The sequence below is a fragment of the Kistimonas asteriae genome (assembly GCF_018263925.1).
GTDB lineage: Bacteria > Pseudomonadota > Gammaproteobacteria > Pseudomonadales > Endozoicomonadaceae > Kistimonas > Kistimonas asteriae.
Genome location: NZ_JAEVHF010000026.1, coordinates 20,071 through 36,787, shown reverse-complemented (window position 1 = coordinate 36,787; position 16,717 = coordinate 20,071). Strand labels below are relative to the sequence as shown.

Here is a 16,717-nt window from a genome sequence, read left to right as displayed (position 1 = left end):
CCTCCCTCCTGATAACTACTAAAGACCTTTAACAAACCTGAAAATTCCCTTGGAATATTATTTCCACCTGCAATTGTCTGACATTCTAATGCACTGGTTACCCCCTGCTACCAGCCATTGCATCCCCCTCCTGTGTTTTGACAGAACCACGTGCCAGCATGACTGTAGTTTTACTACATAAAGATTACCGGCCGGACCATTGGTTTTACTGACAATTACGGACACACTCACCGCAAAGATAGGTACATTCCACTACCATCCCTGTAACCCTTGTTGTATAACTACAATCCAAAAATGAACCGGTCATCCAATGCCCCCAACTAACCTGCTGCAACATATTGATGAAAATCGACCTCTTCTCAGGAAGTCGGAGCATAAGGTAGCGGATTATGTGGCGGCGCATCCCGCCAATGTGATTCACATCAGCATCGCGGATCTCGCCGCACACTGTGGTGTCAGTGAGCCTACGGTGCTTCGTTTCTGCCGGGCTATCGGTTGTCATGGTTTTCAGGATTTCAAGCTACAGCTGGCCCAGAGCCTGGCCAGTGGCGCCAGCTTTGGCCAATTTGAAGTGACCGGGGAAGAATCCACCGGCGATTTCAAGCAGATGGTCTTCAACACCACCATCAGCAACCTGATTGATATTCGTGACCAGCTGGACTCTGCACAACTGGAACAGGCCATCGCCCTGCTCAGTCAGGCGCAACGGATTGAATTCTATGGCTATGGCGCCTCCGGTATTGTGGCCACCGATGCACAGCATAAGTTTTTCCGCCTTCAGGTGACGACCGCCGCCTATTCCGATCCTCACATGCAGTCCATGTCTGCGGGAACACTGACGCCTGACGATGTCGTGATCGCTATTTCACAGACCGGACGCACCAAGGAATTGCTACATGTCATCCAACTGGTGCAGAAGCAAATGGCCAAGGTCATTGCCCTGTGTCCTTCCAACACGCCCATGGCCAGTGCCTGTGATATTCATGTGCCCATCAATGTGCCGGAAAACACGGATATTTATACGCCATTAACATCTCGCATCGCTCACCTGGTGGTGATTGATGTGCTGGCGATGGGGGTCGCCATGTCACGGGGGCCGGAGCTGGCGCAGCAATTGCAAACGGTTAAGAAAAACCTTCGTTCACTGAGGCTTACACAAAAGTAGCAAAGCGCCATGAACCGTTACCGGAAATTTAAACGACAATGGCATATTTCCTACAGGCGACCGGTATAATCTCGCTTGAGTTCAAGCCTGTCGCTTTATAAAAATGCCTATAGCGAAATAAGGTCATAAAACGGCAACAGACTCCGGTCACCATTCGCATAACAAGTAATAACAAGAAAGGGAGTGGCACAATGACTGAACCACGCACCAGCACCACGGAAAAGACTATACGCCCGTTGATCCAGGAGAAGGTCAAAGCTAGCGAGCCCCTGCCGGAAAAAGCGTCTGAGCGTTCGCTCTATATCCGTCGCGCCATAGAAGATCACTTTGAGGAAAAGCGGCTCAAGGCGTTAAGCGATGACGGTTGGTGGGACAGCATATAGACCCACAGACGGCTCCCATACCAGTCACCTATCGGATGCTCCAACATGGGTGTCCAGCCCGGAATGGAGAATGTACTGCTGACGAGCTGACACGGTGGGCTAACCGATGCAGACAGCAAAAGCTCTCGGATACGCAGCATCTGTCCTGTGCAGAGATAGCAGTAGATAAGCCCGCAATCATCCAGAGAGGCGCGGCGAAAATCCCCATAGCGGACACTCAGGTTGTCCTGTCCGCTCAACACCTTTCTCAGATAAGCGACAAGCCAGGGAACCGGTGAATTCTCCCAGGCAACCACCGGATTTTCCGGATACTTTCTGGCCAGATACAGTGCGATTCCCCCCCAGCCACAGCCGAACTCCATAATCACACCATCGGTTGTCTCAGGTAACAGATTATCCAGTGCATCTGTCGTACGGCGGCAGGAGGGTGTGGGGCCGATACCATTTTTCAGGGTGAAGCCGGCAATCAACGCGACCACCAGAAACAGGCAAACCAGTACTGTGATCTCCAATCCCGTCATCGCTCATTCCAGAATGCGTCCTGGGGATAACATCGGCGAGCAACAGGATCGGATGAATGCGCTGGTTAACGTGAGCAACCCGCACATCAGGCGATGACATCACCAACTCATATTATTTGCTGTGTTTTTTCAGTAACCAGAGGTCGTACCCGTTCACCAGGCAATGAATACATCCTGCCACCAGCATGGCGACCATAACCGCCCCCATTCCCCGCCATTCCAGCAGGTAAAATCCCATTGAGCAGAGTAAAAACAGCGGATAGAACAGGGTACGCTTCAAAATCAGCGGCAGTTTTTCCACAATTAGTCCTTATGACGGTTTATCAGAAGATTACCGGTCTTTTCTCGTCCCGGCAGTGATGCCTCGCCGGCATCGGTTTCATCTTTCAGGTAGACGCCGGAGAGTTGCCGACGATCCGCTTCCTGCATGAGGTACATCAGCTTGTGCGTCGCCTCCTCATAACTGAGCCCTTCATGGCGAATATTGGAGATGCAGTTGCGCTGCGCATCCGTCTTACCGGACTGTGGCTGCCAGGTGAAATAAATCCCCAGGGAATCCGGCGAACTGAGTCCCGGTCGCTCCCCGATCATCATCACCAGCAGCCGGGCATTCAACAGTTCACCGATCGGATCACCCACCGCAACCCGCCCCTGGGTGACCAGGCAGATCGGCGCACAGCGATACCCTAACGGATGAATGGCTGACAGCAGATGTTCCAGCATCGGCGGCGCATGGTGCTGAACAGCGGTCGATGAAAGCCCATCGACAATCACCACGGCGATATCAAATCCTTCTGCAAGGCTGTGCTGACGAAGAAACTGTTCTGATTCCCGACTCAGCAAACGCCCCAGATCCGGCCGCTGGAGATAAGTGGCCCGATCAGCGGTCCGGCTTTTCAGCGACCAGATATCCACAGGAGAAAAGGCACGGATCGCTTTCTCCAGCTGATCAATGGCCAGCGGAATATGCACGGCATCACGAGCCCGGGCATGGGCCAGCTGGAAAGAGAGGTGGGCATCGGTGGGCAGGCTGACACCACTACGTCCCAAACCAATGCGTGCATCGGTATGGCGTCGCAGAGACTGCCAGGGGTTATCGATCAGAAAGTCCTGTTTCGTCGGAGGCTGACTACTCATGATGTTATTGTTGTTGCCTCTGTTTCGTTCACTATCACATGCTGAAACGCTGGCGGCAAACCTAGCCGATGGTGTATCAGCCGGTTGTCCTGATCCACAATTCCCATCGTCTGCAACCAGTGTTCGAATTCTGGCGCGGCGCGAAGCCCTAACAGTTGTCGGGCATAAAGCGCATCATGGAACGAGGAGGTCTGGTAGTTCAGCATGATGTCATCAGAACCGGGAATGCCCATGATGAATGTGCCACCGGCCGCAGCAAACTGGGTCAGCAGCATATCCATATCATCCTGATCCGCTTCGGCGTGGTTGGTGTAACAGATGTCACACCCCATGGGTAACCCCAGCAGCTTGCCGCAGAAATGATCTTCCAGCCCGGCACGGATAATCTGCTTGCCGTTATAGAGGTATTCCGGCCCGATAAAACCCACCACGGTATTCACCAGCAACGGATCAAACTGCCGGGCAACCGCGTAAGCACGTGCTTCACAGGTCTGCTGATCAACACCATGATGGGCATTGGCTGACAAGGCGCTACCCTGCCCCGTCTCAAAATACATGCATTGCGAGCCAACCGTCCCCCGCTGTAATGCCAAAGCCGCCTCGTGGGCTTCCTGCAATACAGACAAACTGACACCAAAGCTCTCATTCGTGCCCTGCGTCCCGGCAATGGACTGAAACACCAGATCAACTGGCGCTCCCCGGTTCATCGCTTCGATATGGGTGGTAACGTGCGTCAGGACGCAGCTTTGTGTCGGGATGGCATAATGCTGAATCACTTCATCCAGCAAATGCATTAACCGGATAACAGCCTCCAGGTTATCCGTCGCCGGATTAATCCCGATCACCGCATCACCATTGCCATACAACAGACCATCCAGCACTGATGCCGCCACACCGGCGGGATCATCGGTTGGATGATTGGGTTGCAACCGTGTCGACAGTCGCCCCGGCAAACCAATGGTATTGCGGAACCGGGTGGTGACCTGACACTTCTTCGCCACCAGAATCAGATCCTGAATACGCATGATCTTGCTGACAGCTGCCGCCATCTCCGGCGTAATACCGGTACGGATGCTGGCGAGTGTTTCTGCATCCACCCGATCACTCAATAACCAGTTACGAAAATCACCCACCGTTAAATGGCTGACCGGTGCAAATGCCCCAAGGTCATGGTTATCCAGAATCAGACGCGTAACATCATCGGTTTCATAGGGAATCAGCGCTTCATTCAGGAAGGTTTTCAGGGGAAGATCCGCCAGCGTCAGCTGGGCTGCCACCCGTTCCTGTTCATCGACAGTAGCAATCCCCGCCAGACAGTCACCGGAACGCAGCGGCGATGCTTTCGCCATCAGTGTATTCAGGTCAGCGAACTGGTATTTCTGTGTACCGAGTACTATTCCGTAACCCATGCGCGAGCATTACTCCTGTTACTCATAGTTTTGTTTTATTGATTCATTCTGACGACTGTCCGTTACGCTGACCTCTGATCAACATTCCAGACGTCCTTGGGCTTTCTGACGATGAAAGCTGCACTGCAAACGACGATAAAGCGCAGTACACAGATAATGGCTGCGACTCAGGGCTGAATCCGTACAGGCTTCCCCGCCACACTGCTTACAATCCGGCTGACGACAGGGCAGATAACGGCAACGGCGTTGTCCCAAAACATTCCTGTAGCTCATGGCGTTCTCCCGGCGTTGCAGTGACGGGAAAGAGGCTTCTTTCCCGTTCTCGCTTAATCGTTATGCGGGCCAAAAGCACTGGCTTCGTGATGGATGATGGTGCCGATCAAACCGGCAAACACCCCCACCGCCGCCACAAAACAGAGCCCGATGACAAAAGGGTTATCGGCATAAGTGAAATAAGCGCTAACCCCTTCCCAGCTGGTAATTGGTGATGCATTCATGATGGTGTTCTCCTGTTGGGTGAAACGGGCGGGAGGTGCTACTCCCGCCGTTGAAAGAATCAGGCTTTGTTAGCTGGCATATCCGGCGTCAGGGTTGAGGCAACAATATCCTGTGCCGGTACAGTTTCCGGATAAGGACGTGCAGGGATTTCCACCAGATCCAGCCCCAGGGCTTCGACCTTCTCAGGCACCCGCAGCATCTTGAACTGCTTCATGGCATACGAAATGACATAGCCGGGGATAAAGCCGAGCAGGCACATGATGACGGCAGCCAGCAGCTGACCGGTGAATGAGATGTCCGGCGCATCGCCCACGTTCGGATAACCCGCCGCAAAGAGGCCCACGAAAACCACACCGAGGAAACCGCACCAACCATGTACAGCCACCGCGCCGACGGCATCATCAATCCCACGCTTTTCAAGGAAGCGACCAAACAATGGCATGGTGAGACCACCAATTGCTGCCAGCACAAACGCCAGACCGGGGTAATAAAGATCAAGACCCGCTGCAACCGTAATGATGCCGGCCAGACCACCGGACATGGTCATGAAAGGCTCACGGGACGTCAGGTAGGCGCCCACAACCCCGCCGGCAAAGCCCATCAGGGTATTGAAGGCAAATGCGGAAAGGTTGGTTGGCGTGTTGTAGATAGTGGTCCAGCCGGTATCGCCGCCGTTAAAGATGATGCACCCGCCAAGGAATCCGAAGAAACCCACAATGATCATCATCAAGCCAATCAGCGCCATCGGCATGTTATGCGGCACAATCGCCATCGGCTTGCCATCAACATATTTGCCAATACGCGGCCCAAGATTGATCAATACACCCAACGAGAAGAAGCCGGCCACGGCATGAACGACACCGGATGCACCCACATCGTGGTAACCCAGATCCAGCAGCAGCCAGCCTTCCGGATGCCATCCCCAGGCGCCCGCCAGAATCCAGACCACAGAGCCAACTACAACCGCCAGGATCAGGTAGGCGCTCAGGCGAATCCGCTCAATCACCGCGCCCGACATGATGGAACCGGTTGTTGCACCAAACATGGCGAATGCCGCCCAGAAGATACCGGTACCCAAATCGGTCGCGTCCGGTCCCATGCTGGTCGACCAGGGGAGAGCAGCCGCAGCTTCAACTGGAACAAACCCACCGGGAAAAGCGTTATAAATCCACCAGCCAAAGAAATAGAACGTAGGGATAATCACAGCGAGCGTCAGGATATTCTTCATGCCCGACGCTAGGGCATTCTTCACTCTCGAGGCCCCGATCTCATAGGCCAAGAACCCGGCGTGGATCATGAACATGATCGCAGTACACCACCAGTAGAACACCTCAATGTTCATCGCCTGGTGCATTTCAAAAGCCGCTTTCAGGGCTTCCATTTCGGTTGGGCTCATACTCACTCCCCCAGTTAACCTGCTGTCTGTTGTTGTGCATAGGTTCAGCTTTGTCGCATGGGCCTTTGCATTGGCAGTGCCAACTTTGTCAACCGGATGAGATTTGAGAATGTTTTAAGCAGAAAGTGATCCAGACCGAAGGTTCTATCCTTGCCAGCAACCCAACAAACAAACGAATGCGAATAAAACCGGCACTGTTACGAGACAACAACAGGCGTTACGCACCGTTATGTATCAGTGAAAGTGTCATTACTGACAGGCTCTTTGCTACTATGTCAGTCAGCCTGATCGCCACGTCATCCGGCAACCCTATAAAACGAAAGAACAACAATAATGACGATGATGAAACGCGCGCTTACTCTGATTCTGTTGGTGGTCTGCCTGATAGCTATCGGGGTAGGCATTCGCTTCCATACGGAAATCAACCGGTTCTACCATGTGCTGACCCTGTTTGATCCAGATGTAATTCAACACAACTTCAGAAGCATGGGCACCATCTTCGCATCTCGAGACGTTGCACGTTCCGGCCCCGTGTACAGATTACCTGAACAGCCCCAGCCCCTGTCGGAAAGTTATTCATGGAATAATGAACAACGCGACCTGGAAGACTGGCTCGACCGCACCGAAACCACCGGGCTGGTTGTCCTGAAAGACGGCAAGATGGTTTTCCAGGAATACTATCGCGGGAATGACGAGAACAGCCGGACCATCTCCTGGTCGGTCGCCAAGTCTTTCGTCTCCGCGCTCACCGGATTCGCCCTGCAGGATGGCGCGATAAAGACGCTTGAAGACCCGGTGACGGATTATGTACCGGAACTGAAAACCAGCGGCTATAACAATGTGCGCCTCAAAGATGTCCTGCAGATGTCGTCCGGTATCGGGTTCAATGAGGATTACGGCGATTTTTATTCTGATATCAACCGCATGGGTCGCACCATGGCGCTGGGCACCAGCATTGATGACTTTGTCATTTCACTGAAAAATACCCGTGAGCCGGGCACCTACAACCACTATGTCAGCATGGATACCCAGGTGGTCGCCATGGTCATCACCCGGGCTACGGGGAAAAATCTCTCTGAGTATATGGAAGAGAAACTCTGGTCGCATCTGGGGGCAGAATCTGATGTCTATTGGCTGACGGATGATGATGGCGTCGAACTGGCCTTCGGGGGTCTCAACAGCACCCTGCGCGATTACGCCCGTTTCGGTCAGCTATACCTGAATCAAGGCAAGAACTGGCAAGGCAAGCAATTATTGCCAGAAAGCTGGATCAAGGCATCCGTGACACCCGACGCGCCCCACCTGATGCCCGGCAAAAATCCAGCCTCTGGTTCTCGCTTTGGTTATGCCTACCAATGGTGGCTGCCGGAAGAGACAACCGATGAAGGAGATTATCTGGCAGTCGGCATCTACGGCCAGTTTATTTACGTTAACCCCAAGCATCGAGTGGTTATCGCCAAGTCCTCTGCCTACAGCGACTACAATAACTCCTCAGAAGCGATGGAGACCGAAAGTATCGCGGTGTTCCGACATATCGCCCGTAACCTGAAGTAAGCGGTCTCATAGTCTTTTCTGCCGTACCCAAGGTACTGGCAGAAAAGCCCCTGCTTTCATTCCCTGTTCCCTCTGTTTCGGACAGAATCATTTTCCCAACACAGCAAATGTTATAACATAACGTTTTTGCCATTATTCCTGACGATCCGCGAAGTACCCCTTTATGCCGTTATTCCGTGCTCTGCTGTTGTTTGCCTGCCTGATCCCTGCCGCCCTGCCCACACAGGCAGCGGAGACGGTGAATAAAACACCACCGGTCAGCGTCATCACCAGTATCAAGCCACTGCAATTGATTGCTGCCGCCATTACCGACGGGATCAGCGAACCGGGTCTGCTGCTTGATCCGGGGTTATCTCCCCACAGCTACAGCATGAAACCTTCCGATATTCGCCGGCTGACAGACACATCCGTTGTTTTCTGGCTGGGTCCAGAGCTTGAAACCTTCCTGGAAAAACCGCTGGAACAGGTAGCGGCAAACAACACATCCGGACAACGCATTGTGGCGTTGATGGGTGCCCCGGGGATGCATCTGAGGGAATGGAGCGGTGAAGAACATCACCATGACCATCACGACGATCATGATAACCATGGCTCCGTTGACTCCCATGTCTGGCTGTCACCAGGTAATGCCATTGCCATGGGTAAAGCCATGACAGATACCCTGGCAGCCATCGATCCCCAGAATACCCCGCGTTACCGTGAGAATCTGACGTCCTTTATCGACCAGGTGAAAGCTACCGATCTCGCCAACAACGAAAGCCTGGCCAGCGTCCGTCAGCACGGATTCTTCGTCTTTCACGATGCCTGGGGCTACTTTGCCGACCACTACCGTCTCACCGTCAAGGATGTCTTTGCACTGAGTCCGGATCGCCAACCGGGAGCGCGCCACCTGATGAAACTCAAGGATTCTCTCAAGCGCGCCGGCCATACCTGCATCTTCCGCGAACCCCAGTTCAAACCCGCCTATATCGATCGTCTGACCGAAGGACTGGATGTAGGGGAGGCTGTGCTTGACCCCATGGCAGGCAATATTCCCGTTTCGGCCAACGGCTATCCCGCCTACCTTCGTCAGGTGGGCAACACTATTACCGAATGCCTGTCTGAGTAACCCTTTCCGTCCCGGCCATCCACGCCGGGATAAACCCGCTTGTACTCCCCGCCGATCCGGATACTATTCGACAGTGTTCATATAAATCACAGGCCATCCTTTGACGGCGCGTCCCGTTCATCCGGATGGCAGATAACACCTCAGGGAATCAGGCAATGAATCAAACCGGCCTTGAACAGGAGCTGCAACAGCTTCAAAACGTCTATACGCTGATCACCGAGTTCCTGGTGAAATACAGTTTCCAACTCGTTGGCGCCCTGATCATTTTCTGCATCGGCCTCTGGGTGGCCAGCAAAGTCTCCCGCCTGTTGCTGGGATTGTTCAAGAAACACAATATCGATATTACTCTGGCCACCTTTGTCGCCAGCGCCGTGCGCATCCTGATCATTGTCCTGATCGGCATTATTGCCCTGGGTAAGCTGGGAATCAGCGTTACGCCGTTGGTCGCCGCCATCGGTGCGGTCTCTCTCGGTGCCGGACTCGCGTTGCAGGGCATGCTGTCCAACTACGCTGCGGGTATCACCATCATTGTTACCCGTCCCTTTGTCGTTTCAAACACCATCAGCGTGCTTGGCGTGAGCGGCCAGGTGAAAGCCATCAGTCTGGGCAAAACCATACTGACCAATGAGGAAGGCGAAGAGATCTGCATCCCCAACAAACACATTCTGGGAGAAGTGCTGCACAATTCGTTTGGTAACATGTTAGTTGAGACAAAAATCGGCATCAGCTACCAAACTGATCCGGAGCAGGCGATTGCCGTGCTGGAAAAAGCCACCGCAACACAGCCAGATATTGATCAGAAACAGGGTATACAAATTGGTGTTGATGCCTTTGGTGACAGCGCCATTGAACTGGGTATCCGTTACTGGGCACCGACAAAACAGTACTACCGGGTGAAATACCAGACTAACCTGGCACTCTACAAAGCCCTGAAAGAGGCCGGCATTGTGATTCCGTTCCCGCAAAGCGAAGTCCGGATAGTCAACGAGAAATTGCCAGAAATAGCCTGATCCATCGCAGGATGAGGATGGTTACTCATCAACCACCCTCATCCTCGAACCGTGTTCTTTAGCAACAAAGTTTCGGGTATTCAGCCCATAAAACAACGCATTCCCCGCCACACTGCTGGTAAAAATATTCAGCAGAATCACAAGGATATTCACATAGTCGTCAATCATGGCGGGATCGGCCAACAGCCGTTGCAGGCCTGACATTTCGATCACCGCCAGATCCGCCACAATCGCTTCCTTGGACATCACGATATCCAAAGAGGCAATAGTTCCAAAAAGAATCAACGTGATACTCACGGCAATGTAATGCCATTTCCCCCAGGCATTCGCCATAGCGGAGAGTAACAGCACCAGCACAGCGGAATATCCCATAAAACCGAAGGCTGGAAACCAGCGATAAATATCCAGAGAAAGCGATACTGTACCCAATGCGACAAACAAGAGCACAGAGCTGATCCATAAATAAATGAAGCGACGATTCCGAGGTGCAGGCATAGTGAATGATTCCTCCCTGAATCGGTTCGAGACACCCGCCATTATCTACTGAGTATAGAAGTCACACAGTATCCGACACACACGCCATTATTTGGGTATATCGATACAACTATCCATTCCATCCCTGCACGCTATATTTTGCCTTTTTATCACTGCGGATGAAAAGAAATTAGTAGGCATACTAAGCATAATGTTAGTGAAAATAATCGATTAGATATTTCAAAATTTGTCTGAATTAAGACCAGCTATAAGTAAAGGAACTACAATGGACTCGAAATTCCCTCCTCCCAACATTTCTAGCAGTCATCATACAGGCCGCATGGCTGTAACACCCCCAGATGATTCAGACACACCCGATCAACCACTGGTAGCTGGAGCTTCAACAGCCTCTCTAACACCTCACAGGCGATTCACAGGCACATCTATCAGTGTCAGAGGAAAGCCAAGCAGATTCGGTACAGGCTATCAAATCACAGAAAAAATAAGTAATACTTCCATTGCAAAGCAATGTATTGCTGAGTTCGAGTCTGCATTTCAAGGAATAAGAATCAGGGTAAATCAAGATATTCATCTTCCTGAAGGAGAACGAATACCATTCAGAGGATATTTATCATGGTTAATTGGTGTTATTCACTGCCATCTAATTTGTAATCAGCTCGATAAAGCACAAGAACGTATAAATGTTGCGATGGATGCACTGAATGACACTAAAGGCCCATCTTACCCTGATGATATGAGAGGAACCGTTTACTACTTAAACTTTCACCTTCTATTAAATAAAAAAAAGAAAGCCAGAGTAGCACAAGAGATCGGAGGAGCCTCAGCACTGCCAACAACCACCTTTAATACATTAGAACAAGAAATGCGTAATAGCCTTGAACTGGCTATTCGATACGAAAATCCTTATGCAACCATGGCTGGCATTGTATATAACCTCAGCGTTGATAATACCGCCTTCCCCCCCAACATGCAGCGAGCTTTTGCACTTGTCGATAACATATACCACGCAACAAAGCATAAAAGCAAAGGCTCCAAAATAGAAAAAGAGAGTCTCAGCATTTTGACATCATTATTCAAGTTAAATATTGATCGCATTAACGAAATTAAAAGAAAACCGCCTTCAAAACGAAATGCCCCTGCTATGGTTAAAGGCAATATTTTTGCTGAGCACACTTTTTATCAAACCGAGCCATTTATGAAAGGTCAGCCCTATTTTACTTTCCTTACTCAATGCGAGGAGGAGCATGATACATTCTATAGTCATCTATATTACAACTTCCTTGGAAATCGCGAGTTACTTTTTAAATATTTACAATGCTCTCAGCCAATTATTTTATATACTTTATTAAAAGAAGATAGAGATCAATTTATCACCTGCATCGCACAATTAAAACAATTAATACCTGAAAATGGTATACTGCTCACTCGCTTCTTAGCAAAAATTCCTGAATATCATAAATGTACCTGGGTTTATGGTTATCCCGCCATAAAAACACGCCCATCTTGTGATACACACCCCTGCCAGTTTGACCCTTTACTTTCTCGTGAAACTCTGGACTATATCGTTATAACATATCTAAACACCTGTCAAAACTGGCCATTATTGGAAGAATATTTTAATGATGCTATCAGAGTGACAGATGGTAAATTACCTTGCGCTATTAGATTACACTATTTAGAGCTACTGATAAGACAAAATAGACTGATCGAAGCACTTGACGAAACAACAGAGCTCATCAATGAATACACAGCCATGAATATGCATCATGAAGTTGCAATGATGACATTCAAAGCTGAGGAGTTAGAAAATCGTATCTACGCTGAGGCTTCAGCCACGCATGAATTGGAAAGCCTCGTCTACGCTAAAGATACAAAGCCTGATACTGTAATACCTGAAGAACAGCCAGTAAAACAAGAAAGTGTAGAGGAACTTACAGCCCACCTTCAAGAAACGCACCTTTCATCTGAAGCAACATCATCAGTTTCTGAAAATTACTCCCAGACAATGACAAAAGCAGGTGTAACCCTAATTTCTCAAGAAGCCTTATCTTCCCCACCTCAGCCGGTAGAGCCTCCCCCTTCCACTTTAAAAAAAGCACATAGAAAAAAGGCAGCTGCACCAGTATTGGATTACAACTATTTTATAAACAAGATAAAAAATGAAATGGAATTATGCAGCCTGCATACCATTAAGCAAACAATCGACGAAGCGCTGAGTATACCAACCCTGACCGCGTTAGAGCGTGGCAGGCTATTGTGGCGAAACGGCTGGGCGCATAAAGCACTCGCACCGAACCCGGAAGTGAGAAAACTGGCATTGTCTTTCTTTAACCGTGGATTAGCCTGCGCCATTAAAGCATATCTACAAGAAAAACAAGAAAAACAAGAAAAACAAGAAAAACAAGAAAAACAAGAAAAACAAGAAAAACAAGAAAAACAAGAAAAACAAGAAAAACAGAAAGTACCTAATATCATCGATATGGTTCATTTCCTGGAAGCCCCTCTCCTTACAGAATTCATTTATGAAGGTAGTTATCGGGTTCCCTACATCTCTCTTATTTCCGATCTCTATAGTGCCGCCGGCCATTGTCATAGAGACCTTGGAAATCCCGAACCAGGAAGAAAATTTTCTGATCTTGCTGATAGAATTAAGCCTTGGCGTAGAAGGCGGATATGTCACTATTTAAAAGTTATTGAACCCAAAATTAAAATCATCAAGAAAAAACCATAACTTCTAAAAGTTTCGAACTGATCATTCAGTTATATTGATACATCAAATAATTACAGTCATATATGCAGTCTTATGTAAGACTAGAGCATCCTAATGAATAACTGTCATTGATATATGTTGACCAACAATTCCACGCTAGAGCTAATCGGCAATACACCGATCATGCAACTCCATCATTTCGATACCGGCTGCTGCCGTCTTTTGATCAAGCTGGAATGCAACAATCCTAATGGTTCCATCAAAGACCGGACAGCCCTGAGCATCATCAATGCAGCAGAGAAAAACGGCGAATTACGTCCTGGGCAAGGCATTATTGAAGCCACTGCCGGGAATACCGGCATCAGCCTGGCTGCTATTGCACGCATGAAAGGCTATCCGCTTACGACGGTAGTGCCTGACAAAATGAGCCGGGAAAAAATTGATCTGCTGAACATCATGGGCGTTCACGTCGTGATCACCCGATCGGATGTCAGCCGGGGTCATCCTGACTATTACCTGGATTTTGCAGAAACTATCAGCCGGGAAAAGAGCCTGTTCTATACCAACCAGTTCGCCAATGCCGCCAATATTGACGCCCATTACCACACAACCGGCCCCGAACTCTGGCAGCAAACCGAAGGACAGATCAATGCCTTTGTCTGCGGCGTGGGCACCGGTGGCACCCTGACTGGCACAGGCCGTTACCTGAAAGAACACAACCCGGACATCGACATCGTACTGGCCGATCCGGAAGGGTCGCTGCTGGCTCCCAAGGTGAAGGGGAAGTCCGGTATGGAAGCTGGCAGCTGGCTGGTTGAAGGTATTGGCGAGGATTTTGTACCGGATAACTGTGACCTCTCCCTCGTTGATCATGCCTTCAGCATCACCGACCATGACGCCTTTCAACACACCCGCGCGCTGTTCAGCCGCGAGCTGATTCTGGCCGGTACCTCAACCGGTGTCCTGCTGGCCGCCGCATTGCAATACTGCCGACAACAAACGATTCCCAAAACCGTTGTCACCCTTGCGTGTGATACAGGCTATCGTTATCTCTCCAAGGCGTTCAATGCCGACTGGCTTGAACAGCATCACCTTGCCGGAGACAGCGAAACACTATGACCAGCCAACCCATGCGCTTCGCCACCTGCACCATCCATGGCGGACAGGAGAATGATCCGGTGACAGGTGCCGTGATGCCTGCCATCGTCACTGCATCCACCTATGCCCAGCAGGCGCCGGGCCACCACACCGGCTTTGAATATTCCCGAAGTCAGAACCCGACCCGGTTTGCCTGTGAACGACTATTGGCCAGTCTGGAGGGCGGCCAGCATGGCTTCGCATTTGCCTCGGGGTTAGCAGCTATTGGCACAGTGCTGGAACTGTTGAGCCATGGTGACCATGTCATTGCCATGAATGACCTGTATGGCGGCACCTTTCGCCTGTTTGATCAGGTACGTCGGCGCAGCGCAGGATTGGCCTTCAGCTTTATCGACATGTCTGACCCGGAAGCCTGCGAGCAGGCAATACAGGCCAACACCCGCATGATCTGGATAGAATCACCGACGAACCCGCTACTCAAACTGGTGGATATAGAAGCCATCTGCACACTGGCCAAAGCGCAGGATATTCTGGTGGTTGTGGATAACACCTTCGCCACCCCTTTCAACCAGCAACCTTTGTCGCTGGGTGCGGATATCGTGGTGCACTCCACTACCAAATACCTGAATGGCCATTCGGACACGGTAGGTGGCGCAGTAATTGTGGGCAGCAACACCCACCTGAGTGACAATCTGACATTCCTGCAAAATGCCATTGGCAGTGTGGCCGGCCCGTTCGACAGCTACCTGACCTTACGTGGTATCAAGACGCTGGCCTTACGCATGCGCGCTCACAATGATAATGCACAGCAACTGGCTGAGTGGCTTGCACAGCACCGGCAAGTTGAAAACGTTATTTATCCTGGACTACCCAGTCATCCACAACACGCTCTAGCGAAACGACAAATGACGGGCTTCAGTGGCGTGGTCTCCATTCAGATAAAAGGCGGCATACAGGAAACGAGCCGTTTCTTCTCCCGGCTCCAGTTATTCACCCTGGCGGAAAGCCTGGGCGGTGTGGAAAGCCTGGTGGAACAACCCGCGATCATGACACACGCCAGCATCCCCCCCGAAACCCGGAAAACCATCGGGATTCATGACAACCTGATCCGGCTCTCTGTGGGTATTGAAGATATCGAGGACTTAAAAGCTGATCTCGACACCGCACTGCAGGCAGCCTGATCACTTCACGGTATGAACAGGAATCACCAGAGAACCTGTTCATACCCTACTTAAACATTTCCTGCGGATGAGGACTTTACAGGGTTTCCTTTATCGATAGCCTGCGACTCATCCTCTGGCTGGCGTCGCCACCCTTTCGCTGCAGCCACACCCAGTAGATTCTGGCTGATAGAAAACAATACACCCGGTAACGCCGCCAGTGCCGAGAAATGTTTTAATGCCAACGCCATGGCCAGACCGGTGTTCTGGGTACCCACCTCGATGGCAATAGTTCGCGCATTGGTCACAGATTGCCTGCAAGCCAATGCCAATAAATAACCGATCACCAAACCTGCAACATTATGAATCAATACACCCACAACCAGCAGCCCGGTCAACTGGTGCAGACTGCCTGCATTGATGGCAACCAGCAACGCAATGGCCACCATAATAAACAGCAGCGCCAGATCAGGCAGCCAGTGCCTCACACGATGGATACGAGACTCGCCCAGCACCTGCACACACAGTAATCCCAACGTCACCGGCGCCACTACAATCTGGCCAATACTGAGCAGCATACCCAACCGGTCAATCTCAATGACCGAGGATAGATACCAGCCGCTCAACAAAGGCATCATGAATACCGCCAGTGTGGTAGAGACCAGCGTCATGCTGACCGACAGCGCAACATTTCCCCTGGCCAGATAAGTGAGCGCATTGGATGCCGTGCCCCCGGGGGCAGTCCCTACCAGCATCATGCCCAGCAGCCACTCCGGAGGAAATCCAAACGCCTTGCTGACCAGCCAGGCTAATGCTGGCATCAGCAGGAATTGCAGGGTTACGCCCAGACAGACAGCCCCGGGATGCCGGAAAATATCGCGAAAATCCTGCCAGCGAAGGGTCAAGCCCATCAGGAACATGATCGTGGCCAGTAGCCAGACAAAATAAGGCTGCAGCCCCAGCCACGGAGAGGGCCATAGCCACGCGGCCAAAGCCAGCAGAAGAATCCAAATACTGTAATAACGAGACAACATTTTATAACCAATAATTTAAACAAGTTTTCGAACTGCCTT

The 16,717-nt window shown here is 50.9% G+C and carries 17 protein-coding genes; 8 read left to right on the top strand and 9 right to left on the bottom strand.

Translation table 11 applies throughout. From position 1 onward, the window contains the following. The first annotated feature begins 310 nt into the window (after positions 1 to 310). Together hexR and KHS78_RS20890 are read left to right on the top strand one after the other, a co-directional pair. Positions 311 to 1,165 (top strand): transcriptional regulator HexR, encoded by an 855-nt coding sequence (gene hexR, locus KHS78_RS20895; protein WP_211830897.1) that lies wholly within the window; start codon positions 311 to 313, stop codon positions 1,163 to 1,165. Between the two features lie 191 nt (positions 1,166 to 1,356). Further along, positions 1,357 to 1,548 (top strand): PA3496 family putative envelope integrity protein, encoded by a 192-nt coding sequence (locus KHS78_RS20890; RefSeq protein ID WP_211830896.1) that lies wholly within the window; start codon positions 1,357 to 1,359, stop codon positions 1,546 to 1,548. Here the strand turns inward: KHS78_RS20890 and KHS78_RS20885 are convergent. The 7 genes from KHS78_RS20885 to KHS78_RS20855 all read right to left on the bottom strand — a co-directional run bounded on the left by KHS78_RS20885 (position 1,488) and on the right by KHS78_RS20855 (position 6,509). Next, entirely contained in the window at positions 1,488 to 2,069 is a 582-nt protein-coding gene (locus tag KHS78_RS20885; RefSeq protein WP_211830895.1) for a class I SAM-dependent methyltransferase, read from the bottom strand. The two genes, KHS78_RS20890 and KHS78_RS20885, sit on opposite strands and share 61 nt — an antisense overlap. A 112-nt stretch (positions 2,070 to 2,181) precedes the next feature. Then, on the bottom strand, positions 2,182 to 2,370 hold the full coding sequence (locus KHS78_RS20880; RefSeq protein WP_211830894.1) for a hypothetical protein: 189 nt from the start codon (positions 2,368 to 2,370) through the stop codon (positions 2,182 to 2,184). A 2-nt stretch (positions 2,371 to 2,372) separates the two neighbouring features. Continuing rightward, positions 2,373 to 3,206 (bottom strand): ethanolamine ammonia-lyase subunit EutC, encoded by an 834-nt coding sequence (gene eutC, locus KHS78_RS20875; RefSeq protein WP_211830893.1) that lies wholly within the window; start codon positions 3,204 to 3,206, stop codon positions 2,373 to 2,375. Continuing rightward, a complete protein-coding gene (locus KHS78_RS20870) occupies positions 3,203 to 4,615 on the bottom strand; it encodes an ethanolamine ammonia-lyase subunit EutB (protein ID WP_211830892.1) in 1,413 nt (470 codons plus the stop codon). The genes eutC and KHS78_RS20870 overlap by 4 nt, the downstream gene beginning before the upstream one ends. A 78-nt stretch (positions 4,616 to 4,693) precedes the next feature. Beyond that, entirely contained in the window at positions 4,694 to 4,888 is a 195-nt protein-coding gene (locus KHS78_RS20865) for a hypothetical protein (protein ID WP_211830891.1), read from the bottom strand. A gap of 53 nt (positions 4,889 to 4,941) precedes the next feature. Further along, positions 4,942 to 5,112, bottom strand: coding sequence for a hypothetical protein (locus tag KHS78_RS20860; protein ID WP_211830888.1), 171 nt, complete (start codon positions 5,110 to 5,112; stop codon positions 4,942 to 4,944). Between the two features lie 59 nt (positions 5,113 to 5,171). Next, the gene (locus tag KHS78_RS20855) at positions 5,172 to 6,509 is read right to left on the bottom strand and encodes an ammonium transporter (RefSeq protein ID WP_211830886.1); all 1,338 of its coding nucleotides are present in this window, start codon (positions 6,507 to 6,509) and stop codon (positions 5,172 to 5,174) included. Positions 6,510 to 6,842: 333 nt separating this feature from the next. Between KHS78_RS20855 and KHS78_RS20850 the strand changes: the two genes are divergently transcribed. The 3 genes from KHS78_RS20850 to KHS78_RS20840 all read left to right on the top strand — a co-directional run bounded on the left by KHS78_RS20850 (position 6,843) and on the right by KHS78_RS20840 (position 10,181). Continuing rightward, complete coding sequence (locus KHS78_RS20850; RefSeq protein WP_246506741.1) at positions 6,843 to 8,063, top strand: serine hydrolase domain-containing protein; 1,221 nt, start codon at positions 6,843 to 6,845, stop codon at positions 8,061 to 8,063. Positions 8,064 to 8,226: 163 nt separating this feature from the next. After that, entirely contained in the window at positions 8,227 to 9,171 is a 945-nt protein-coding gene (locus KHS78_RS20845; protein ID WP_211830885.1) for a zinc ABC transporter substrate-binding protein, read from the top strand. 155 nt (positions 9,172 to 9,326) lie between these two features. Next, entirely contained in the window at positions 9,327 to 10,181 is an 855-nt protein-coding gene (locus KHS78_RS20840) for a mechanosensitive ion channel family protein (RefSeq protein ID WP_211830882.1), read from the top strand. Between the two features lie 21 nt (positions 10,182 to 10,202). On the opposite strand, the gene KHS78_RS20835 is transcribed toward KHS78_RS20840, so the two are convergent. Beyond that, the gene (locus KHS78_RS20835) at positions 10,203 to 10,676 is read right to left on the bottom strand and encodes a hypothetical protein (protein ID WP_211830881.1); all 474 of its coding nucleotides are present in this window, start codon (positions 10,674 to 10,676) and stop codon (positions 10,203 to 10,205) included. Between the two features lie 265 nt (positions 10,677 to 10,941). Here KHS78_RS20835 and KHS78_RS20830 point away from each other — a divergent pair, with 265 nt between their 5' ends. From KHS78_RS20830 to KHS78_RS20820, 3 genes are all read left to right on the top strand, one after another. Next, a complete protein-coding gene (locus tag KHS78_RS20830) occupies positions 10,942 to 13,407 on the top strand; it encodes a hypothetical protein (RefSeq protein WP_211830880.1) in 2,466 nt (821 codons plus the stop codon). A gap of 114 nt (positions 13,408 to 13,521) precedes the next feature. Then, positions 13,522 to 14,505: a PLP-dependent cysteine synthase family protein gene (locus tag KHS78_RS20825; RefSeq protein WP_211830879.1), complete on the top strand. Its 984-nt coding sequence runs from the start codon at positions 13,522 to 13,524 to the stop codon at positions 14,503 to 14,505. After that, entirely contained in the window at positions 14,502 to 15,665 is a 1,164-nt protein-coding gene (locus KHS78_RS20820; RefSeq protein ID WP_211830878.1) for a trans-sulfuration enzyme family protein, read from the top strand. Before KHS78_RS20825 ends, KHS78_RS20820 begins: the two co-directional genes overlap by 4 nt. Positions 15,666 to 15,715: 50 nt before the next feature. On the opposite strand, the gene KHS78_RS20815 is transcribed toward KHS78_RS20820, so the two are convergent. Beyond that, a complete protein-coding gene (locus KHS78_RS20815; protein ID WP_211830877.1) occupies positions 15,716 to 16,678 on the bottom strand; it encodes a bile acid:sodium symporter family protein in 963 nt (320 codons plus the stop codon). Positions 16,679 to 16,717: the final 39 nt, after the last annotated feature.